The sequence below is a fragment of the Luteimonas sp. Soil_C_5 genome (assembly GCF_057656615.1).
On record NZ_JBDGKA010000002.1, the window covers coordinates 778,071 to 800,194 of the forward strand.

Annotated in this window: 17 protein-coding genes; 7 read left to right on the top strand and 10 right to left on the bottom strand. The window is 68.0% G+C overall.

The window, feature by feature from the left end; all coding sequences use genetic code 11:
• Positions 1–279 precede the first annotated feature (279 nt).
• Positions 280–2,502 carry a TonB-dependent receptor domain-containing protein gene (locus AC3A5K_RS08060; RefSeq protein WP_487616970.1) on the bottom strand — a complete coding sequence of 741 codons (2,223 nt, stop codon included), beginning with the start codon at positions 2,500–2,502 and terminating at the stop codon, positions 280–282.
• Between the two features lie 501 nt (positions 2,503–3,003).
• Between AC3A5K_RS08060 and AC3A5K_RS08065 the strand changes: the two genes are divergently transcribed.
• Together AC3A5K_RS08065 and AC3A5K_RS08070 are read left to right on the top strand one after the other, a co-directional pair.
• Positions 3,004–4,521, top strand: coding sequence for an MATE family efflux transporter (locus tag AC3A5K_RS08065; protein ID WP_487616971.1), 1,518 nt, complete (start codon positions 3,004–3,006; stop codon positions 4,519–4,521).
• A gap of 135 nt (positions 4,522–4,656) precedes the next feature.
• On the top strand, positions 4,657–5,064 hold the full coding sequence (locus tag AC3A5K_RS08070) for a hypothetical protein (RefSeq protein ID WP_487616972.1): 408 nt from the start codon (positions 4,657–4,659) through the stop codon (positions 5,062–5,064).
• A 603-nt stretch (positions 5,065–5,667) separates the two neighbouring features.
• On the opposite strand, the gene AC3A5K_RS08075 is transcribed toward AC3A5K_RS08070, so the two are convergent.
• The 4 genes from AC3A5K_RS08075 to AC3A5K_RS08090 form a co-directional block, all read right to left on the bottom strand.
• On the bottom strand, positions 5,668–6,399 hold the full coding sequence (locus AC3A5K_RS08075; protein WP_487616973.1) for a hypothetical protein: 732 nt from the start codon (positions 6,397–6,399) through the stop codon (positions 5,668–5,670).
• A gap of 894 nt (positions 6,400–7,293) precedes the next feature.
• The gene (locus AC3A5K_RS08080) at positions 7,294–9,279 is read right to left on the bottom strand and encodes a M1 family metallopeptidase (protein WP_487616974.1); all 1,986 of its coding nucleotides are present in this window, start codon (positions 9,277–9,279) and stop codon (positions 7,294–7,296) included.
• 112 nt (positions 9,280–9,391) lie between these two features.
• Positions 9,392–10,153, bottom strand: a complete 762-nt coding sequence (gene ubiE, locus AC3A5K_RS08085) for a bifunctional demethylmenaquinone methyltransferase/2-methoxy-6-polyprenyl-1,4-benzoquinol methylase UbiE (protein ID WP_487616975.1) — start codon at positions 10,151–10,153, stop codon at positions 9,392–9,394.
• Between the two features lie 7 nt (positions 10,154–10,160).
• Positions 10,161–11,705 (bottom strand): TerC family protein, encoded by a 1,545-nt coding sequence (locus AC3A5K_RS08090; protein ID WP_487616976.1) that lies wholly within the window; start codon positions 11,703–11,705, stop codon positions 10,161–10,163.
• A gap of 137 nt (positions 11,706–11,842) precedes the next feature.
• Here AC3A5K_RS08090 and AC3A5K_RS08095 point away from each other — a divergent pair, with 137 nt between their 5' ends.
• The 5 genes from AC3A5K_RS08095 to AC3A5K_RS08115 all read left to right on the top strand — a co-directional run bounded on the left by AC3A5K_RS08095 (position 11,843) and on the right by AC3A5K_RS08115 (position 17,640).
• Positions 11,843–12,298: a nucleoside deaminase gene (locus tag AC3A5K_RS08095; RefSeq protein WP_487616977.1), complete on the top strand. Its 456-nt coding sequence runs from the start codon at positions 11,843–11,845 to the stop codon at positions 12,296–12,298.
• Between the two features lie 104 nt (positions 12,299–12,402).
• Positions 12,403–13,026, top strand: a complete 624-nt coding sequence (locus AC3A5K_RS08100) for a hypothetical protein (RefSeq protein ID WP_487616978.1) — start codon at positions 12,403–12,405, stop codon at positions 13,024–13,026.
• Positions 13,027–13,245: 219 nt separating this feature from the next.
• Complete coding sequence (locus AC3A5K_RS08105) at positions 13,246–14,724, top strand: SulP family inorganic anion transporter (RefSeq protein WP_487616979.1); 1,479 nt, start codon at positions 13,246–13,248, stop codon at positions 14,722–14,724.
• A gap of 91 nt (positions 14,725–14,815) precedes the next feature.
• Positions 14,816–16,516, top strand: coding sequence for an MFS transporter (locus AC3A5K_RS08110; protein ID WP_487616980.1), 1,701 nt, complete (start codon positions 14,816–14,818; stop codon positions 16,514–16,516).
• Positions 16,513–17,640 (top strand): HlyD family secretion protein, encoded by a 1,128-nt coding sequence (locus AC3A5K_RS08115; protein WP_487616981.1) that lies wholly within the window; start codon positions 16,513–16,515, stop codon positions 17,638–17,640. The genes AC3A5K_RS08110 and AC3A5K_RS08115 overlap by 4 nt, the downstream gene beginning before the upstream one ends.
• Before the next feature lie 230 nt (positions 17,641–17,870).
• Here AC3A5K_RS08115 and AC3A5K_RS08120 read toward each other — a convergent pair whose 3' ends face one another.
• The 5 genes from AC3A5K_RS08120 to hslU all read right to left on the bottom strand — a co-directional run bounded on the left by AC3A5K_RS08120 (position 17,871) and on the right by hslU (position 22,118).
• Entirely contained in the window at positions 17,871–18,503 is a 633-nt protein-coding gene (locus tag AC3A5K_RS08120; protein WP_487616982.1) for an ATPase, read from the bottom strand.
• Between the two features lie 2 nt (positions 18,504–18,505).
• Positions 18,506–18,862, bottom strand: a complete 357-nt coding sequence (locus AC3A5K_RS08125; RefSeq protein ID WP_487616983.1) for a type II toxin-antitoxin system prevent-host-death family antitoxin — start codon at positions 18,860–18,862, stop codon at positions 18,506–18,508.
• An 87-nt stretch (positions 18,863–18,949) separates the two neighbouring features.
• A complete protein-coding gene (locus tag AC3A5K_RS08130) occupies positions 18,950–19,393 on the bottom strand; it encodes a hypothetical protein (RefSeq protein ID WP_487616984.1) in 444 nt (147 codons plus the stop codon).
• A 51-nt stretch (positions 19,394–19,444) separates the two neighbouring features.
• A complete protein-coding gene (locus AC3A5K_RS08135) occupies positions 19,445–20,629 on the bottom strand; it encodes a DUF1176 domain-containing protein (RefSeq protein ID WP_487616985.1) in 1,185 nt (394 codons plus the stop codon).
• A gap of 103 nt (positions 20,630–20,732) precedes the next feature.
• Entirely contained in the window at positions 20,733–22,118 is a 1,386-nt protein-coding gene (gene hslU, locus AC3A5K_RS08140; protein ID WP_487616986.1) for an ATP-dependent protease ATPase subunit HslU, read from the bottom strand.
• Between the last annotated feature and the right edge of the window lie 6 nt (positions 22,119–22,124).

The window sequence follows — 22,124 nt, forward strand, 5'->3', positions numbered from 1 at the left end:
GCGCGCAGCTTACAGGAAGCGGGCAGCGCGCCGACGCCGCACGAGAGGCGGTGTTCGGCGCGCACGCCGGAGATCGGGATGCGCATTTCGAGGATTCGACTGCATGCCTTGTTCGCATCTGCTTCTCGGGCAATCGCGGCACCCGCATCGCGGGCGCTCGAAACGCGCGATGGACTTCACCCGTCCGTCGATCCTCGGACTGCAGGTGTCCCCTGCAGACGCCCCGGATGCGACGGATGCGAAAGCGCAGGCCCCCGGGTGCATCGACAACGCTCTGGATCAGAACTGGTAGCGCAGTCCCAGCGCGAGGTTTCGTCCACGCAAAGGCGACTGCGCTTTGACGAACGACGTATGGACGTACGCCAGCTGGTTGGTCAGGTTGGTGCCGCGCAGATACAACTCGAGCGGCTGTGACCGTCCGGTGTCGATGCGATACGCCAGCGTGGCATTGACCAGGTCGTAGCCACCGGTCGCTGTCTCGTAGGAAGCGAAGCGGTCCTGGCGGAAGGTCCTCGCGTACTCGAACTCGGTGGTCAATGGACCCCACGCCCCCTCGTAGCGCGCGCCCAGGCGCATCGGCGGGATGCGGGGCATCCGGTCGTCTTCCCGGACGAGGTCTGCGCGAACGTAATCACCGAAGAGCGTTGCCTGGTGCCGGGGCGTGAAGCGGTAGCCGACATGGCCATCGAGGCCGGTGAAGCGCGCGCCAGCAGCCGTGTAGACCAGGTAGTGATGGGGTGCGCCGCCTTCGGTTTCGGTTTCGATCAGCCGCGCGAAGACGTAGTCGTCGACGTCGCGATGAAATGCGCCGATCTCGAAGAACCATGGATCGCCTCCCTTGCGGAGCGTGACATCCAGCGAACGGGTGGTTTCCAGAACGTCCGTTCGCGCGTCCGGAAGCCGAGACGACGCCCGCCAGGTCTGCGCAAGCCCGACCTCGTAGCTGTTGGTCGCCAGATTGTTGCCCAGTGCGTACAGCTCGCGTACGCCGGGTACGCGCTCGGTACGGCCCAATGACGCCGCGACAGACAGGTCGTCAGCCAACTGCCACGTCGCGCTGGCGGATACGGCCAATGGTTGGTGCCGTGCACCGGGGTGCTGTCTTCTGAAGCCGTCGTTGACGATCTCCATGTAGCCGCCGGGCGCAAGTCCCATCAACCTCTCGATCTCCGCGATCTCTGCCATGTCCTCCGGCCGGATGATGAAGCGCGGCAGCGGGATGCGGATCTCGTACCAGTCCTTGCGCAGTCCCCACTCCACAGTGACCGGACCGAATGCGCGTTGCTGGTGAAGGAACAGGCCGGACTGCCGGGTCCTGTAATCCACGGGCTCGACGAAACCGAACTCGACCGGGTCCGCGTACGCGGCGTAGTCCAGACCGCTGAAGGTGCCGTCGGTGACCTGGACCCCCACGGTGCCTGTCACGCCGAACAGCGGCGCATGCGACAGCTCGATCCGCCCGTCATGTACGCGTTGCGTGTAATGGGCGAAGGTGAGATCGCCATCGATTTCGTCGTGTGCGTAGTCGGTATAGGACAGACGCACGCGGACGTGTTCCACGCCCGCGACTGGCGCAGCGTGATCGGCGCGGACATCGAAGCGCTCACTGTCGAGCCGGATGCGCGCGGTGTGGGAATCGTCCGATCCCAGAAACGCGTCATCCCAGATGCCGTGCGACTCGCAATGCAGATCCAGACCATGCGTATGGCAGACGCCATTTCCGTGCGAGTGGCCGGGCAGGCTGTAGTCGCTGCCGTGTCGCGTATAGGCGGCGCCCACGTACCCGCCTGACGTGATCCAGGCGCCGCCTACTGCATGGGTTTTGCTGCTGGCGAACGAATCCTCCAGCGTGTCGCGGCCGAACCCCGCGGGCACTTTGTAGTCGTTGCTGTCGCGATGCGCGGCCTCTGCATGGAAAGCGAATGCACCGGCACCTGCGGTCGCGCGCCCGACGCCTGCAGTCTCGCCATCACCCGTTCCGTACCGCATTTCGAACGCGCCGCTGACGGCGTCTGCCGGAATGGCGGTGGGCACTTTGCCGTCGATGAGATCGATGGCGCCATGGCTGGCATTGCCGCCATAGCGGACGGCCGCGGGGCCGCGCACGACTTCGATGGCGTCGAGCAGCAGCGGGTCGGTGGTGATGGCATGGTCTGGTGACACCGACGAGGCATCGAACAACTGGGAGCCGTTGCTCAACACCTCGATGCGCGGCACGGTCTGACCGCGAATTACGGGCCGCGAGGCACCGCCGCCGAAGTTGTCCAGATGCACGCCCGGCAGGCCCGACAGGGTTTCACCGATGCCGGCCTGCCGCCTGCGCGCCAGGTCGTCGCCTGCCAGGATCTGCGACGGGATACCCAGCGTGCTTTCCCGACGGACACCCTCGACCATGACCGTGTCGAGCTCGACGGCACTCGGACGGTGATCCCGGGCGGCGGCGACGACGGGGATCGCGATGACGCCGGCGATGAGGGCGGACAACACAGTGCGCTTGGGCATTCCAGATCTCTCCAACGGTTCGAAAACGTGTGCAACCAGTGGGTGTGTCCAATGTCACCGTGGCGCGGCATTCCACCCGTGGGTGCGACTGCCCTCTCGAAATGCGGTCGCTGGGCACGCGCCCATGCCCGCAAGACACGCCAGGCAGCCCGCGCGCCTCTGCCACGAGACGGCGCGCGCGTGCCGCGAAATGCGTCGATACGGGTTTGCCAGCCGCGACAGCGCCCAATGTCCCCGGCGCGCCACGTTGCTTCCGCTCCATCCCCCCACGGACGGCCTTCAGATGCCACCCAAACTGAATGCGTAATTTGATACAAAATAACATAACAATTGCGCCATTCGATGCGCCACTGACGCGCTGGCGTGCCCCCTCCGCACGCAGGTCGGCGACGGCATGGCGAGGGGCGTCCTTGCGATCGGCTGTGCAACCGGTCCTATCGGCAGCGTCACCGGTGCGCCGCGCTCACCCCCTCGCGATCCGCCACGGGATTCAATAGGCCGATGCCCCGGCTCGCCTCGCACCCCGCCACCCCGTCCCGCGACCTCACACGCGGGCCGATCGCCGCCACGCTGCTGGTGTTCGCGCTGCCGATCCTCGGCGGCAATGTGCTGCAGTCCTTGAACGGATCGATCAACGCGATCTGGATCGGACATCTGCTGGGGCCCGATGCGCTGGCCGCGATCGCGAATGCCAACAACATCCTGTTCCTGCTGCTGGGCGCGGTGTTCGGCGTGGGTATGGCGGCGACGATCCTGGTCGCGCAGGCCGTGGGTCGCGCCGATCTGCCCGCGGCGCGACGGGTGATCGGCACGAGCGCGACGACCTTCCTCGGCGCATCGGTGCTGGTGGCATTGGCCGGGCTGCCACTGTCGGGGCGGATCCTGACGTGGATGGACACGCCGGCCGAGGCGTTGCCGCACGCCGAGGCCTATCTGCAGATCATCTTCCTGGCGGTGCCGTTCCTGTACGCGCTGGCGTTCCTGTCGGCGATCCTGCGCGGCGCCGGCGATTCGCGCACGCCGTTCCTGTTCCTGCTGCTGGTGGTCGCGCTGGACATCGTGCTGGTGCCGCTGCTGCTGCTCGGCGTCGGGCCGTTGCCGGCAATGGGCATGGCCGGCGCAGCGGCGGCGAATCTGGTCGCCAATGCGCTGGGCGTAGTCGCGATGCTGGCGTGGCTGCGGCATCGCAAGCACCGGTTGTGGATCCATCGCAGCGAACGCGCGCTCTATCTGCCGGACTGGACCATCGTGCGCACGCTGCTGGCCAAGGGCCTGCCGATGGGCCTGCAGATGGTGATGCTGTCGGCGGCGATGATCGCGATGATCGCCATGGTCAACCGCCACGGCATCGTGACCGCGGCGGGCTACGGCGCAGCGCTGCAGCTGTGGACCTACGTGCAGATGCCGGCGATGGCGATCGGCGCAGCGTGTTCGACGATGGCGGCGCAAAACGTGGGCGCCGGCCAGTGGGCGCGGGTGTCGCGCGTGGCGGGCACGGGTGTGGCGTTCAATCTGCTGATGACCGGCGTGCTGATCGCGGCGCTGCTGCTGTTCGACCGTCACGCGCTGGCGCTGTTCCTGCCGGCCGGCGGCGAGATCCTGGAGACCGCGCGCCATCTGAACCGGATCGCGATCTGGTCGTTCCTGTTCTTCGGCGTGACCTTCGTGCTGTTTGGCGTGGTGCGCTCGACCGGCGCCGTGCTACCGCCGCTGCTGATCCTGGCGGTCACGCTGTGGGGCGTGCGCGTGCCGTTCGCGACCTGGCTGCAGCCGGTGCTGGGCACCGATGCGATCTGGTGGAGTTTTCCGGCAAGCGCGATCTGCGCGATGGTGCTGGCGATTGCTTATTACCGCTGGGGCGGCTGGCGCAGCGCGCGCATGCTGCCGGACGATGAGCCGGTGGCGATTCCCGCTGAGGTGCCGGGACAACCGCCTTCGCCCATTGCCGGGCTGTGCCCGGTGGACGAGGTCTCCGGTTCACGCCGCGCGCCGGCTGCGGTACCGGTGTCCGGTGCCTGAAGGGCAGACGATGAACCGATACTGCTTCGCTCGGCCGCATGCCTTGAAGCGAGGCGCTCGAACGGTCATCTCTGTAGTTGGCGGACCGACGTCCGCACACCGTTCGTTGGAGGTCCGATGCGCTGCCATCTGCTCATGATCGCGATCCTTGCGTTGTCCGCCGCGTCCACGGCGTCGGCGCAGACACTGCGCAATCCGGCCGAGCCGCCGTCACGCACGACGCTGCGTCCGGCCGAGCCGCCGCGTCAGCTGTCCAACGACGTCACCCGCCCCGTCGGCCCCATGCCGGCGCTGTCGCCGCAGCAGCGCTGCCTGCAGACCGCGGAGCGCATGGTGCAGCCGGCATCGGATCAGCGCATCGCCGCAGCGCAGCGGCGTCTGGCCTCGACCGAAACCCGCCGCGCGGCGACTGCGGCGGATGCGACTGATCTGACCGACCGTTCGGGCCTGCGCGCGGAGCGGGATGCCCAGCAGCGTGCGATCTCGCGGGAGCGCAATGCGGCGTCGCAGCGGTTGGCGGTTGCGCAGGCCAACTGTCGCTGAGTGGGGGTGGCCGGGTGTCCGAAGGTGGCGCGCTGACGCCTTTTTCGTTGCTGCCTCATCGCGGGTGCATGGGGTTCGGCAGCGTTGCCAAAGGCGCTGGATGACCGGCCATTCTGCCGTTGTGATGCACGTATGGCCTGACCAGCCATCCGGCTGTTAAAAACCCGCTCGAATGACGGGATTGGTAGACCGGGGCTCCGAGTCCCTCGCCACGCAAAGCGCTGACTGCGAGTCGGCTGCTCCGGACCATTGCTAACAATTAGATCGTGTCTTGTCGTGCCGAGCGCATGTCCATGATTCGCGGTACAGCCAAGTCCCTGGATTCCCGCCTTCGCGGGAATGACGTCATGTGCCCTGATGGTTCGAGCCTGATGTTTGGGGGACGTCATCCCAGGCACTGGATGACCCGCCCTTCGGCTGTCATAAGGCGCTTCCGGCATGGACCGCCATTCGGCTGTCGTGGGTCAAGTCCGGCGTGACCCGCCATTCGGCTGTTGTGGGCACGTCCGGCATGACCTGTCATTCGGAAGTCACGAGCCGCCGGAATGACGGGCGTTCGAGGCCTGCCATCGCGATGTCGCTTCGGACGCGACGCGCCGGGGCTCAGTTCCAGCCAGGCATCCGCTCGCGGTCGAGGCCCGAGACTTCGAAGACGGCGCGGCGGGTGCCGCCGGCCTTGGCGGGGAACTCGATCGTGACCGTTTTCGCGCCGTCGAGCAGGCGCCACAGTGCGCGTTCGTCGTCGATGAACATCGCGATCGCCTCGTCGGTCTGCGGACGGTTGGCGGCCATGCGCTGCGGTGCGCCGTCGTCCACCTGCACCGGGACGCGGCAGCTCGGGTAGCAGTCGAAATCGCCGGCCTCCAGTACGAGGTAGCTGCTGCGGCCCCAGGACGGGTGGTCGCGGAAGATCAGGCGCACGCGTTTGGCGCCGGTACCGTCGACATCGACGGCGTCGCGCGCGTACAGCGTGGCCGAGACCTGCTGGCCGCCGTCGGCCGGACGCGTGTCGTAGCTCCACAGCGCCGCGGTGCGTGCGCTCTCGCGCTCGGCATCGCCCTTCTCGCGGACCGCATCGAACTGTGTCCGCACGCGATCGGCGGCCTCGGTGCCCGGGAAGCGCGCCAGCAGCACGTCGGCCTGGGCCTTGGCCAGCGGCCAGTTTTCCGCCTCCACGGCGGCCTGGAAATCACGCTCACTGGCTTCGGCCTGCTCCTCGGTGGCCGCGGCCTGGGCCTGGGCCTGCGCGGCGGCCCGGGCTTCGCGGTCCTGGCAGGCGGTCAGCGGCAGCAGCGCGGTGAGCAGCGCAGCGGCGAGCAGGGTTCGGGATGTCATGCGGAGCGTCCTCGTGGAAGCGGGCTGCCGGCGGTCTGGACGCGGTGGCGTGCCTGGCGCGCGGCGATGGAAGGCGTGCCAGCGTAGCGCGTGGCGCCGCGCGATCGAAGCGGCGTGCGTCCGGCGCGTCCTGGCGGACGCGGTGCTGCGAGTGGCTGGACGCGGAGATGGGGCATGCCGCGCGGCAATGGAGGGCATGCCAGCGTGGCGTCGCAGGATCGAAGCGGCGCGCGCGTCCGAAGCGTCCTGGCGGACGCGGTGCGACCGGCTCAGACGTGGATGTGGAGCCCGCGCGACAATGGAAGGGTGCCGGCGTCGCGCGTGGCGCCGCACGATCGTAGCGACTCGCGCGTCCGAAGCGTCCTGGCGAACGCGGTGCGACCGGCTCAGATGTGGATGTGGAGCCCGCGCGGCAATGGAAAGGTGCCGGCGTCGCGCGTGGCGCCGCACGATCGTAGCGGGTGTCGCGAAGCGCGTTGCCCTGCCTGCGCAGGATCGGCAACACATCAAGCGCAGCGCGTTTGCGAGCCGATCCGGTCAAACGCGTTGTGAACACCACGGCATCGACGTCGGCAATCGGCGTTGGAACCTCGATCGCCGCCAGGCGTGATTGACGCCTCGTGCCTACCGCGCGTATCGGGATCGCGCGAGGCGGCGCACGCATCGGCTCGGATCTGCAGCGAGTTGGCCCAAACGTTTGCGGCACCCGGCTGCGTGCAGCCATGGCAGACACGGTCGGCACGCCCGCACGTGCAGGCGGACGCGGACGCAATCGTGACGCGCGAGGCCGGCAGGTCGCCGAGCACACGTCGCCACGCGTACGCGGTCTGTCGACCGCCCCGAACGCAAACGGCCGCCCTGCGGCGGCCGTTCGCTTACAGCGTCGACGTGCGATCAGTTGGCGGGCGCGGGGGCCGCTTCCTGCGCCGGTGCGGCGTCAGCCGGTGCGGCCGGAGCCGGAGCCGGCTTGGCGCCGTTGATCAGCGCCTCGACCGACGCGGTCGTGATCGGGTGATAGCCCGGACGCGCCTTGGCGAAGATGTCCTTGGCCAGCGCCAGACCCGGCTCGGTCTGCACCAGCGCGGTGTAGATCGGCATGATCAGCTTGCGACGGCCGACGCGCGCGGTGAACTCGGCCAGCGCCTCGTTCGCCTGCGTGTAACCGCTGCGCACCGCCAGCGGATACCAGCGCATCGCGATCTCGCCGTTCTCGGTGCCGGTGAACGCATACGCCGCATCCAGCTGCGCCAGCTGCTCGACGGTCAGCGTCTGCGGCAGGCTTTCCAGGAAGTGCAGCCACTCCTGCGTGGACCACGCATCGGTGATCTGGCGCGGCGGCAGTTCCGGGCTGCCCAGCCAGGCCAGGCGCGCGGAATCGACGATGCCGAAGTTGCGCGACATCACCTGCGGCGCATAGTTCGGAATGCCCGGCGCGTAGACCCATTCCTGGATTTCGGCGTCGGTGACCGTGCCCGGGAACTTGTCGAAGAGGTTCTCCTTGGCGTACGCGAGGAACTGCTCGGTGGTGATGCTCTGGAACGCGAAGTGGTCGAAGTAGCCGCGCAGGAAGGCGTCGAAATTCTCGCGACCGAAACGCTGCTCGAGGAACTGCAGGAACCACGCGCCCTTGTCGTAGGACACCGCGCTCAGCGCGTCGTCGGCGTCGAGTTCGACGTCCGGCTTGACCGCCAGCGCCTGCGTGGCTTCCGGCATCGAAGCGATGCTGTCGGCCAGGCTGTTGCGCGCGATCACGTACTCCATGTCGCTGACTTCCTTGCCGTACACCGACTCGACGATGCGGTTCTCGACGTAGCTGGTGAAGCCCTCGTTGAGCCAGCCGTGCTTGGCACTGGAGAACGTCACCAGGTTGCCGGACCAGCTGTGCGCGAGCTCGTGCGCGATCAGCGAGACCAGCGACTTGTCGCCGACGATCACGGTCGGCGTGATGAACGACAGACGCGGATTCTCCATGCCGCCATACGGGAACGACGGCGGCAGGATCAGCAGGTCGTAACGCTCCCAGCGGTAGGGACCGTAGAGCTGCTCGGTGACCTCGATCATCTTCTCGGTGTCGGCGAATTCCTCGACCGCACGATCGACCATCGCCGGCTCGGCCCACACGCCGGCGCGGCCGGAGATCGGCTTGAACACCAGGTCGCCTGCGGCGATCGCCATCAGATACGACGGAATCTTCTGCGGCATCGAGAAGCTGTATTCGCCGTCGCGCTGGGCCGCCGGGTCATTGTCGGCGCTCATCAGCACCATGACGTCCGGGCGCGCGGTGACACGGGCGGTGTAGGTGTAGCGGATCGCCGGCGTGTCCTGCAGCGGCACCCAGGAACGCGCGTGGATCTGCTGCGACTGGCTGAACATGAAAGGCAGCTGCTTGCCTTCGGTCATCTCCGGCGTGAGCCACTGCAGTCCCGAGGCATCCGGCGAGGTCACGTAGGTCACGCGGACCTTGGCGTTGCGCTCCGGCGTTTCGACGGTGAGCTTGCTGCCCAGCGTCGGGTCGGCCGCGGCGAGTGCGTACTGCAGCGGCTGCCACTGGCCGCCGGCGGCTTCGCCCTCGACCTTCTGGATGGTCAGGTCGCGCGTGTCGAGCACCAGCTCGGTCGCGCTGTCGTCCTTCCAGTCCAGGGTGTAGGTGGCGGTGCCGGCAATGGTCTTCGCATCGAAGTCCAGCGCGATGTCCAGCGCCAGGTCGTCGGTGACCACCTTGGCCGGCTCGGCATAGGAGTGTTCGTCGCGGTCACCGCTGGCGGCGGCACTGGCGGTCGGCGTGTTGGCCGTCGCAGCGGCGGGTGCCTGTTCACGATTGCAGGCGGCAAGCGCGAGGACGGCCATCGCCAGCAGGCCGGCGGTACGGAGTGGGCGCATCGGGGGAATCCACACGGGGGAACAAGGCGTCGATTCTACCGCGCCCCCGGTCCGGCACCTGAAGCGGCCAGCCGTCACCCTGCAGGGGGCGACGCCGGCCGCGGCCGTGGATTCAGGCCTTGAAGCCGTCGTGGATCGCGACGATGCCGCCGCTGAGATTGCGGTACTTGCAGCGCGCGAAACCGGCCGCTTCCATCATCCCCTTGAGCGCATCCTGCGGCGGGTGCTTGCGGATCGACTCCGACAGGTACTGGTAGCTGTCGCTGTCGCGGGCGAACAGCTTGCCCAGCCGCGGCATGATCTGGAAGGAATGGAAGTCGTAGATCGGCTTGAACCAGTCCGCCTTCACTTCCGAGAACTCCAGCACGCGCGCCTGGCCGCCAACTTTCAGAACGCGCAGCATCTCGCGCAGCGCGGCGTCCTTGTCGGTGACGTTGCGCAGACCGAAGGCGATCGTCACCAGATCGAAACTGGCATCCGGGAACGGCAGCGTTTCGGCATTGCATTGCACGTACTCGAAGCCGCGTACGTTGCCGCGGTCGGTCATGCGGTCGCGGCCGACGCGCAGCATCGAGGCGTTGATGTCGCCGAGCACGAGCTCGCCGGATTCGCCGACGCGGGATTTCAGCAGCGCGGCGATGTCGCCGGTGCCGCCGGCCAGATCGAGCACGCGGTCACCGGTGCGCACCTGCGCGGTCGCGGCGAAGTAGCGCTTCCACACCCGGTGGATGCCGAGGCTCATCAGGTCGTTCATCAGGTCGTAGTTGCCTGCGACCGAGGAGAACACCTCGCCGACCAGCTTCTGCTTGTCCCCGGTGGGGACATCGCGGAAACCGAAATGGGTGGTGCCGGGCTTGTTGGATTCGTCGCTCATGGCCTGATTATCCCTCATCCGGGACCGGCGCGATCCGCAGCTTGCCGACGCGGCGCCGTTCCAGCGATTCGACCTGCAGCAGCCAGGCGCCGACGGTCACCGTGTCGCCCTCGACCGGCATGCGGTCGAGCAGGTGCAGCACGAGGCCCGACAGGGTGACGTAGGTGGCCTCGCGCGGCAGCACGATGCCGGTGGTCTGCTCCAGATCCTGCAGCGACATCGAGCCGTCGACCAGCCAGATGCCGTCGTCGCCGCGGCTGGCCGCGTAGTCGGCGTCCTGGGTGTCGACCAGATCGCCGGCGATCGTCGCCAGCAGGTCGTTCGCGGTCACCATGCCCTCGAGGCTGCCGTACTCGTCGACGACCACCGCCAGCGGAATCGGATGCGCGCGGATCTGCTCGAGCACGCGCAGCGTCGAGGTGCCCTCGGGGACGACCAGTGGCTCGCGCACGAAATCGGTGACATTCAGCGCGCGGCCCTGCAGCACGCTCGACAGCAGATCGCCGCTCTGCACGATGCCCAGCATCTGGTCGAGTTCGCCGTCGCAGACCAGCAGGCGCGTATGCGGCGATTCGATCAGGCGCGCGGTCGCGTGCTCGATGCCGCGTGTCGCGTCGATCCACTCGATGTCGCTGCGCACCGTCATCACGCTCGACACCGGGCGCTCGGCCAGCGTCAGTACGCTGCGGATCATGTCGTGTTCGGCGGCTTCGAGACGTTCCTCGCCCTCGCCCTGCGGCACGTCGATCGCACCGTCCTCGACGTGCGCGGTCGGGCGCGTGCCGAGCAGACGCAGCACCGCATCGGCGGTGCGCTGGCGGAACGGCAGCTGCTGCGCGTGGCGCTCGCGGTTGAAGCGCGACCACTGGTTGAAGGCCTCGACCAGGATCGAGAACGCGATCGCCGCGTACAGATAGCCCTTCGGAATCTTGAAGCCCAGGCCTTCGGCGACCAGGCTGAAACCGATCATCAGCAGGAAGCCCAGACACAGCACCACGACCGTCGGATGCTTGTTGACGAAGTTCGTCAGCGGCTTGCTGGCGAGCAGCATCACCGCCATCGCGATGGTGACCGCCGCGTACATCACGCCGAGATGGTCGACCATGCCGACCGCGGTGATCACCGAGTCGAGCGAGAACACCGCATCGAGCACGACGATCTGGGTCAGCACGACGCCGAACGAGGCGTAGACGCGCTTGGTACTCGTCTGGCTCTGCTGGCCTTCGAGCCGCTCGTGCAACTCCATCGTCGCCTTGAACAGCAGAAACACGCCGCCGACCAGCAGGATCAGATCACGCCCTGAGAAGTCGTTGCCCCAGGCCGTGAACAAGGGCGTGATCAGGCCCGCGATCCACGCCACCAGCGCCAGCAGGACCAGCCGCATCAGCAGTGCCAGCGACAGGCCGATCACACGGGCCTTGTCGCGCTGCTCCGGTGGCAGCTTGTCGGCGAGAATCGCGATGAACACCAGGTTGTCGATGCCGAGAATGATCTCGAGGACTACCAGGGTCGCCAGCCCCATCCAGATCGTGGGGTCGGACAGCCATTCCATAGGTGTTCTTGCATCGCGCTCTTGGGGGCCACGGATTCTGCCACGCGATCGTTAAGAAGTTGCCGCGGCGTCTCACGCTCGACCGCGACGGATGCGGCAGGCAGACTCGCGGGCCCGATGTATCGAAGACCGCCTGCATGATCGCCACGCCCGACTACCGCGCCCTGCTCGACACCGCGATTTCCGAAGCCCGTCAGGGCCTTGCCGAGGGCGGCATTCCGATCGGCGCGGCGCTGTATCACCAGGACGGGCGCCTGCTCGGCTGCGGCCACAACCGCCGCGTGCAGGAAAGCGACCCGTCGATCCACGGCGAGACCGATGCGTTCCGCAAGGCCGGGCGCCAGCGCTCCTATCGCGACACGATCATGGTGACGACCCTCGCGCCGTGCTGGTACTGCAGTGGCCTCGTGCGCCAGTTCGGCATCGGCACCGTCGTCGTCGGCGAGTCGCAGACCTTCCAGGGCGGCATCGACTGGCTGCGCGAGGCCGGCGTCGACGTCATCGACATGCAGAACCAGGAGTGCGTCGACCTGCTCGGCGGCTTCATCGCCGCGCATCCGGACGTCTGGAACGAGGACGTCGGCGAGGACTGAGCCGTTACAGACGATGCGCCCACGCGCATTGCCCGGCATCCCCGCGATAACGGCGCGCGCATTTTCGCTGCGATTCATCCCCACATCATCGAAAAGGAACTTCCATGCGTAACGCGCTGCTTGTGTCCGCCGTCATCGCCTGTCTGACCGGCTGCGGATCCGGGAGCAGCGACGCCGCACCGCCCATATCGGCCGGCCAATGCATGAAGGACATCGACTGCAAGGGCGACCGTATCTGCGATCAGGGTGTATGCCAGGCGCCTGTCGAATCTGCCATTCCGCGCACGCAGGACGCCACGACGATCGACAACAGCATATCGGGGCCGCCTGCATCGCCCATGGTGTCTCCGCTCGAGATCAGCGAGCATCGTGCCGCGCTCGATGCTGGCGTCCTCGAGGTGGTGGGCGAGATGCGCGAGCAGGAACTGCACTTCGCATCGCGCGCCATCCGGCCACAGGGATTCCTGTACGACCTGGTCCAGGGGTTCAACCTGGGTGATCGACAGATCGTGCTGGTCGCCGAGTACAGCGGCGGCACGGCGTGCCCGGCGACGTACTTCTTCGTCGAGGCCGATTCAGCAGGGTCGCTTCGACAGTCAGACGACTTCGGCACCTGTTCGGACCTTCCCGTCATCTCGATGGATGGCCAGACCATCGTGGTGACGATGCCCGGCCATGCGGGCCAGTCCACGTATCGGTATGCAGAGGGTGTGGTGAGCGACCAGTGACGACCGATGCGGCGGCGAGATCTGCCGCGTCACCCTGCGGGTTCCGACGCGCCCGCTACGCTAGACTGCGCGCTCTCGCGTCACCCGCCCTGCTGAATCCGATGACGACCACGCCACCATAGCCGCCGCTTCAGCGCCGCCCACGGGGCGACGCCGCTATGCCATGCACCGTCATTCCGCCGGACACCACTGCGTGTCCGGCCTCGTCAGGGCTTTCCCATGCATCCCAGGATTCCGCTGCGCCAGCAGTGGTTCGGCAATGTCCGCGGCGACGTGCTCGCCGGACTCGTCGTCGCGCTCGCGCTGATTCCCGAAGCGATCGCGTTCTCGATCATCGCCGGCGTCGAGCCGCGCGTCGGTCTCTACGCCTCGTTCTCGATGGCGGTGGTCACCGCGATCGCCGGTGGCCGACCGGCGATGATCTCCGCCGCCACCGGCGCGATGGCGCTGGTGATGGTCACGCTGGTGCGCGACCACGGCCTGCAATACCTGCTGATCGCGACGTTGCTCGCAGGCGCGCTCCAGATCCTCGCCGGTGTGCTGAAACTCGCATCGCTGATGCGCTTCGTCTCGCGCTCGGTGATCACCGGCTTCGTCAACGCGCTGGCGATCCTGATCTTCGCCGCGCAACTGCCGGAACTGATCGGCATGCCGTGGACGGTGTATGCACTGTGCGCGGCGGCGCTGGCGATCATCTACGGCCTGCCGCGGATCACCCGCGCGGTGCCGTCGCCGCTGGTGGCGATCGTCGCGATGACCGTGCTCGTCGCCGCGATGGGGATCGACGTGCGCACCGTGTCCGACATGGGCGCGCTGCCCGACAGCCTGCCGGTGTTCCTGCTGCCCGACGTGCCGTGGACGCTGGAAACGCTGCGCATCGTGCTGCCGGTATCGGCGACGCTCGCCATCGTTGGTCTGCTCGAATCGCTGCTGACCGCGCGCATCGTCGACGACATGACCGACACGCCCAGCGACAAGCACCGCGAATGCGTGGGCCAGGGCGCGGCCAATATCGCCACCGGTTTCCTCGGCGGCATGGCCGGGTGCGCGATGATCGGCCAGTCGGTGATCAACGTGAAATCCGGTGGTCGCGGGCGGTTGTCGTCGATGGTCGCCGGCACCGTGCTGCTGGCGCTGGTGGTGTTCGCCGGCCCGTGGGTCGGCATGATTCCGATGGCTGCACTGGTCGCGGTGATGATCATGGTCTCGATCGGCACCTTCAGCTGGCGATCGCTGCTGGATCTGCGTCGACATCCGCCTGAATCGAGCGTGGTGATGGTAGCGACGGTCGTCGTCACCGTGGCCACGCACGATCTCGCCAAGGGCGTGCTGACCGGCGTGCTGCTGTCGGCGCTGTTCTTCGCCCGGCGCGTCGGCCGGCTGCTGGATGTCGAGGATTCGATCGACGCCGACGGCACGCGCCGTTACGTCGTACGCGGCCAGGTGTTCTTCGCTTCTGCCAACGCATTCGGCGACGCCTTCGATCTGCTGGAGCCGGTGCCGCGCGTCGTGCTCGACCTGACACACGCGCACTTCTGGGATCTCAGCGCGATCGGCGCACTCGATACCGTGGTGATGAAACTGCGCGCGCGCGGCGTCGACGTCGAGGTACTCGGCCTCAATGCCGCGAGCGCGACGCTGGTCGAACGGCTCGGCGTGCACGACAAGCCGGGGGCGACGCGCGTCGCCGGCCACTGAATCCGGCCTGATCCATGGCGCGCGGCGCGATGTAACGGACCGGTCCACCGGTCGTCTTGTCGCTGGCTGGACCCGGGTCCAGACTGGCGTCATGTCGCGCGTCCCGCCCGTCTCCCCGCCGTCCGCGACCGTGCGCGCGCATCGCTACGCGCCCCGTGAATGGGCGCCGCACGAGCGGCCGATGATGCCGGGCTCGCCGTCGACGCCGCTGCACTCCACGCGGCGTCGCATCGCGTTCGGCATCGTCGGTTTCATCGTCGCGATGACCGGCGGTCTCGGCAACGCGCTGGTCACCGCGAACCTGGTCAACCTGCAGGGCGCGCTGGGCGCGTATGCATCGGAGATCGCGTGGCTGCCGGCGGCCTACGTGATGACCAACGTGTCGATGAACATCCTGCTGGTGAAGTTCCGCCAACAGTTCGGCCTGCGGCTGTTCACCGAGGCCTTCCTGATCCTCTATGCGCTGATCACGCTGGCGCATCTGTTCGTCAACGATCTGGGCTCGGCGATCGCGGTGCGCGCCGGCCACGGTATCGCTGGCGCGGCGCTCAATACGCTGGGCCTGTACTACATGCTGCAGGCGTTTCCGCAGAAGCATCGCCTGCGTGGACTGGTGATCGGTCTGGGCATCGCGCAGCTCGCGCTGCCGCTGGCACGCGTGTTCTCGACCGATCTGCTCGAGTTCGGCGAATGGCGCGGGCTGTACATGTTCGAACTCGGCCTCGCGCTGGTCGCGCTCGGCGGCGTGCTGCTGCTGAAGCTGCCGCCCGGTGACCGGCACAAGGCCTTCGAGCCGCTGGACTTCGTGACTTTCGGTCTGTTCGCGCCCGGCATCGCACTGCTGACCGCGGTGCTCGCGCAGGGCCGTCTCGCGTGGTGGACGGAGACCGCGTGGCTGGGCTGGGCGTTGGCGGGCTCCTTCGTGCTGGTGACGGCGGCGATCGCGATCGAACATTTCCGCGCGCGGCCGCTGCTCAATACCCGCTGGCTCGCGACCGGCTCGATGCTGCGGCTGGCGCTGGCGATCGTGCTGATCCGCATCGTGCTGTCGGAACAGGCGACCGGCGCGGTCGGCTTCCTGCAGGCGCTTGGCCTGGGCAACGAGCAGATGCGCACGCTGTTCGTGATCGTGCTGATCGGCAGCGTGGCCGGGCTCGCGACGAGCGCATTGACGATCGATCCGACCCGGACCTGGCAACCGGTGCTGATCTCGCTGGCGCTGATGATGACCGGCGCGCTGATGGACGCGCAGGCCAGCAACGTCACCCGATCCGAGCAGATGTACGTGAGCCAGTTCCTGCTCGCGTTCGGCAGCACGTTCTTCCTCGGGCCGATGCTGATCGCCGGCATCGGCCCGGTGATCAGCCAGCCGCGCAACCTGATCAGTTTCGTCGTGCTGTTCGGCATGACCCAGAACCTCGGCGGGCTGCTCGGTTCGGCGTTACTAAGCACGTTCCAGACGATGCGCGAGAAGTTCCATTCCAGCGTGCTGACCGAGCACCTGACCCTGCTCGATCCGCTGGTCGCCGCGCGCGTGCAGGCCACCGCGAACGGCTACGCCGCGACCATTGCCGATCCCGCGCAGCGCAACGCGCTGGCGGTGCGCGCACTCGGCAGCGCGGCCACACGCGAGGCCAATGTGCTGGCCTACAACGATGTCTTCCTGCTGATCGCCTTCATCGCGTTCTGCACGCTGGTGTGGATCATCGCGTCGCGGGTCTGGGCGCGTCTGCGCGCCGCGCCGGCAACGCCCGCATCGCCACCCTCTTCCGCCGCCCCGGATTCCGCATGAGCGCACCCGCCCCGACACCGCCCCCCGAACAGCCGGCCGCACCGTCGCGTCGTCGACGCGTGCTGCAGATCGCCGCGTTCGCCGCGGTCGCACTGGCCGGCGTGTTGCTGGTGCTCTACGCCTGGCGCCTGCCGCCGTTCGGCAGCAGCGTGCAGAGCACCGAGAACGCCACCGTGCGCGGCCGCGTGACGCTGATCGCGCCGCAGGTCTCGGGCTACGTCACCGAGGTCGCGGTGCAGGATTTCGAACCGGTGACGCGCGGCCAGCTGCTGGTGACGATCGACGACCGCATCTACCGCCAGCGCTTCGAACAGGCCGAGGCCAACCTGCGCGTGCAGCAGGCCGCGCTTGCGAACGCCACGCAGTCGCGCCGCAGCGCCGAGGCCGGCATCGCCCGCAGCGCCGCCGACATCGCCGCGACGCGCGCGCAGTCGAATGTCGCCGCGATCGACCTGCGCCGCATCGAACAGCTCGCCGCGCAGAAACTGATCTCCGAACACGACCGCGATCTCGCCCGCGCCAGCAATGCGCAGGCGCGTGCATCGGCCGCGCAGGCCCGCGCATCGCTCGACATCTCCGAACAGGACGCGCGCAGCGTCGACGTCAACCGCGACAGTCTGGAAGCCGCCGTCGCCAGCGCCGAAGCCGCGGTACGGCTGGCGAAGATCGATCTCGACAACACGCGCATCACCGCGCCCGACGACGGCCTGCTCGGCCAGGTCACCGTGCGCCAGGGCGCGCTGGTCAACGCCGGCACGCAGCTGATGGCGGTGGTGCCGGCCGATGTCTGGGTGCTGGCGAACATGAAAGAAACGCAGATGGTCGACATGCGCGTCGGCCAGCCGGCGAGCTTCACCGTCGACGCCCTCGGCGGCGCGCGACTGACCGGCCGCGTCGAACGCATTTCACCTGCGACCGGTTCGGAGTTCAGCGTGCTGCCCGCGGACAACGCGACCGGCAACTTCGTCAAAATCGCGCAGCGGATTCCGGTGCGGATTGCAGTGGATCGCGACCAGCCGTTGGCGGAGCGGCTGCGGCCCGGAATGTCGGTGGAGGTGAGTGTCGATACGGGCGCGGCGGTGCGGGAGGACGCTGGCGATGCGCCGATATCTCCCGCGCGTTGAGGCTATCGCGCTTGCCCGTCATTCCGGCGGGGGCCGGAGGCGCTTCTGAACAACGCGATGCGCCGGTCATCCAATGACTTCAGCGCGACTCGCGTCATGCCATCGATATTGGCTTCGGCTCCAGTAAGACACTGGATGACCGGACATTCGTCCGTTGGAGGCCCGGCTTTCACCGGAATGACGGGGTCCAAGGGTGACGGGTAGCCAGAGGACGCGGCATCCAAGCCGCCCTAGAAACCGAACGCCGCCTCCAGCACCGGCTTCGCCCACTCCGGCGTCTTCGCCAGCGCCGCCAGATCATCCGCATCCGGCACCACCAACGCGCCGTCGATCATTTCCAGCAGCAGCACCGGATCGGGCACCGCTTTTCCGCGCGCGACCTCGACGCTGTTGTCGTAGACCTGCAGCTGCGCGAGCACCGGCATCAACGCGATCAGGTTTTCGCGCGCACGCGTCCAGCGCGCGCGGATGCTGGCTTCGGGAATGTCGTGACCGCCGACCGCGACGCGCGCCTGCACGCGCGCGATGTGCTGCTCGGCCGAGGACAGACCGCAGAACCACATCAACACGTCGTGCGTGCGCGCGGCCTCGGCGATGCGCGCCGGCACGGTGTTGCCGCCCAGCGTGGTTTCGAATGCGTGGCTGTGGCCGTTCGCCAGTGCGACATCGAGCCGGCGCATGCCTTCCTGCCAGGCCTCCGCATTCGCCTCGGGCGTCGTGCAGCCGGTCGCGGCGGCCAGTTCGCGCGCGAAGGTGTCGGGGTTGAACCACGTCATGCCGGCGCGTTCGAGCAGATGACCGCCGACCGAACTCTTGCCGGCGCCGTTGACGCCCGCCAGCACGTAGAGGACCGGACGCGCCACGCTCAGCAGGTCGCCCCGGCCTTGACCTTGCCGCGCAGCCGCGCGGGGCCACGCATCGCGTCACGCAGGCGCGTGCCGGCGTCGTCGGCCTGCAGCGCGGCCAGGCGCGCGTCGAAACGCGTACGCAGGGTGTCGAGCGCCGAACGCTGGGCCGCGCCGGCGGCGTCGAGCGCCTGCAGGATGGCGCCGTATTCCTCGGCCGACAGGATCACCGCCTCGGGCGTGTTGTGGTTGGTCACCACGACCTTGCCGCCGCGGGCGATGGTCTTCATCACGCCGCGCCAGCCGAGTTTCTTGACGTCGGAGGCCGGCGTGCGCGGCAGCGCATCGAGGGCGTCGAGCTTGAGGGACATCGTCATCGCGGTCGCTCCTGCGGCGGGCTTGGGGAAATATACCCCAATTGGCCCATCTGGACCCTCACGCGTGGTCCGGCATTCGGGCCCGGGTCAGCGCCGCGCGAGCTTCAGCACCACCCACAGCACCAGTGCGAGCAGGTTCACGCCCAGCACGGCGGTCGACGGGCCGCCGACGGCCAGCCGGAAGGCTTCCGACGGCACCGACCAGTCGAGATCCACCGCGACGCTGCGCCCGAAGCGGAACTGCAACGGCACCGTCGCACCCGCATGCCACGCGTAGCTGAGCCAGGGGGTGGCGATGATGGGAATCTGCAGGGCGAGCGCGATCCGCGACAGGCGTTCGCCGAGCGCGTCGCCTTCCAGCAGCAGCACGCCGGCGATCATCGCGAACGTCGACAGCAGCAGGCCGATCACCAGCGCCAGCACGGTGCCGCCGCCCGCCGCACCGGAGGCCAGTCGCACCAGCGTGCTGGCGAGGCCGTAGAAGCCACCGGCGATCTGCAGGATCGCGACGAGTCGAAGCAACACGGACATGGGCGGCGCACCGGACAGGGTGGGCGATTGTGGCAACGTCGCCGCTTCGCCTCAAGGCGGATCGAAGCTGCCGGCCACGCGCCACAGCACCGGCCAGTCCTCCGGCGCCAGTCCGCCGCACTGGTTCATCTGCCCGAAACGCGCCAGTGCGAATGCCTGCCCATCGAAACGCCAGTCCGCGTAGAAGCCGCAATCACCGATGCCGCGGCCCTTGGCATGCGTCGTCAACAGGCCGCTGCTGGCGTTGTAGACGGGCGAGGTGAGCAGATCGAACTCGCCGAGTTGCACGCTGTCCTGCGTCATCGGAGGACCCGGCAGCGTCAGCGCCTCGACAGTGCCGCCTTCGAGCGCCGCGCGGAACGGCACGCTCGAGTGCTGGTAGGCCCCGGAGTAGCACCCCAGCAGCACGAGGGCTTGGCTGGCGTCGAGTGCCACGGCCGTGTCGTAACGCGCGATGTCGTAGGCAGCACCCGCCGGTTCGCAGTCCTGCGTGTCGAGCACCGCGGCCTGGGTGGCCCGCACGTGCCGGATCAACGCCTCGGCGCGGGCCGGATCGAGTGCGGGCGGCGCAGCGGGCGGTGCGGGCAAATCCGGCAGCGGGGGCGCAGCCGGCACGTCGCTGTCGGCGCGCGTGCCGCGGCGCAGCCACGCACCGGCGCTGTCGAGCCGCTGTTGCTGCGCATCGACGAACAGCAACGCCGCCGACAGTCCGGACAGGGACAGCACACGATCGGCGCCCGCGTCGAGACGCGCACCATCGCGCACGAGATCGATGAACCGCGCGATCGCAACTGGATCGTCGAGGTGCAGCGCCTCGGTCTCTCCGGACGCGTGACGCCACGGCAACGCGGTGATGTCCCCTGCACGCGCACCATCCAGCCGCAGCGCCTGCGCATCGAGTGTGCGCCATGGCGCGCGCAGAACGAGGGAGTGTGCGCCCGCCACGCCGGCATCCCGGTGCAGCGACAGCACGAGACCGGACGCGGCGTCGGTGACGCCGATCACGTCGCAGTGGCGGATGTTGTCGCAGGCCACCACGAACTCGCGGAATTCGCGGTAGACCGGCGCGGCCGCGGTGCCGGGGATGACGACAGGCGCCGTGGCGGACTCGGTCGATGCCGTCGCGTCGTGCCGTGCATCGGCGGACGCAACCGGATTGACAGCGGTGGTCTCCGTGTCGGCCGACGCCGTCTCCTGCTGCGTGCAGGCGGTCACCAGCGTCAGCAGGCCGAGCATGGCCAGAGTCGTGCAACGCGTTGTCGGCATCACCGTCGGTCCGGAACGAAAAGGGCCTGCAATGATGCAGGCCCCGACGCTGGTTGGGGGAATCCGGATGTGATCAGAGAATGTAGCGGCTCAGATCCTGGTCCTGCACCAGATCACCCAGCTGCTGGTCGACGTACGCACGATCGATGAGCACCGTGCCGCCCTTGTCGGGCGCCTCGAAGCTCAGCGAATCGAGCAGGCGTTCGAGCACCGTATGCAGACGACGCGCACCGATGTTTTCCTGGCGCTCGTTGACGTGCGCGGCGATCTCGGCGAGCCGCTCCACCGCATCCGGTGCGAACGTCAGGCCGACACCTTCGGTCTTGAGCAGTTGCACGTACTGCGTGGTCAGCGCCGCCTTCGGCTCGGTGAGGATGCGGACGAAATCGTCCTTGGTCAGCGCGGTCAGCTCGACGCGGATCGGGAAGCGGCCCTGCATCTCGGGAATCAGATCGCTGGGCTTGGCGAGGTGGAACGCGCCCGATGCGATGAAGAGGATGTGGTCGGTCTTCACCGAGCCGTACTTGGTGCTGACCGTGCTGCCTTCGACCAGCGGCAGCAGGTCGCGCTGCACGCCTTCGCGACTCACGTCGGCACCGCTCGAACCGCCTTCGCTGCGCTTGGCGACCTTGTCGATCTCGTCGATGAAGACGATGCCGTGCTGCTCGCAGGCTTCGATCGCCGCCTCGCGCACGTCGTCCTCGTTGACCAGCTTGCCGGCCTCTTCCTCGACCAGCTGCGGACGCGCGGCGCGGATCGTGAGCTTGCGCTTGTGGGTCTTGCCGCCGCCGAGATTGGCGAACATCTGCCGCAGCTGCTGGCCCATTTCCTCCATACCCGGCGGGGTCATGATGTCCATGCCCTGCCCGGCGCTGAGCTCGAGTTCGATCTCGCGATCGTCCAGATCACCGGCGCGCAGCTGGCGACGCAGCTTCTGGCGCGTCTCGGATTCCTTCGACGACGGCTCGGCGCCGATGTCGACGGTTGCGGTCTGCGCACCGAAGCCGAAGGCCGGCTGCGCGGCTTCGCGCTTGGGCAGCAGTGCATCGAGGATGCGGTCTTCGGCGCGCTCCTCGGCCTGCGTGCGCACGCGCACCTTCGCCTGCTCGCGATACAGCTTGACCGCCGTGTCGGCGAGGTCGCGGATGATCTGCTCAACATCCTTGCCGACGTAGCCGACCTCGGTGAAGCGCGTCGCCTCGACCTTGACGAACGGCGCATTGGCGAGCGTCGCCAGACGGCGCGCGATCTCGGTCTTACCGACGCCGGTCGGGCCGATCATCAGGATGTTCTTGGGCATGACCTCGTTGCGCAGATCGTCGTCGAGCTGCGCGCGGCGCCAGCGGTTGCGCAGTGCGATCGCGACCGCACGCTTGGCCGCGTTCTGGCCGACGATGTGGCGGTCGAGTTCCTGCACGATCTCGCGCGGGGTCATGGTGGAAGAGTCGTGATTGGTCATTGAATG